The organism is Paraburkholderia sp. SIMBA_027, from assembly GCF_046535315.1.
Classification (GTDB): Bacteria; Pseudomonadota; Gammaproteobacteria; order Burkholderiales; family Burkholderiaceae; genus Paraburkholderia; species Paraburkholderia tropica.
In genome coordinates this window covers 1-249 of record NZ_JAWRWY010001250.1, presented here as the reverse complement: position 1 = coordinate 249, position 249 = coordinate 1, and the positions used below count along the sequence as shown (strand labels likewise).

Here is a 249-nt window from a genome sequence, read left to right as displayed (position 1 = left end):
ATCTTACCGCTGGCGGTTTTTAATGGATGCGCCTGCGGATCGCGGCAAAAATCAGCGAAGCGAATAAACCGCGCGCTGTCCGGGTTTTCCGGCATCTCAATTAACTGATTGGCTTGCCAGAACTCAGCAAATGGCGGCAATTCAACCTGCTGGCTTGCCCCGCGCTGTCGGGCAACGTTATAAAACGTTTCCAGCCATTGCAGCTCACTTTTTCCTTCCGTAAAACGTGCATAACCGCCCTTCTCCCAG

The 249-nt window shown here is 53.0% G+C and carries 1 pseudogene; it reads right to left on the bottom strand.

Annotated features, from left to right (window positions below):
* Positions 1 to 249 (bottom strand): annotated as a pseudogene (locus SB764_RS43155) (hypothetical protein); the annotation flags it as partial.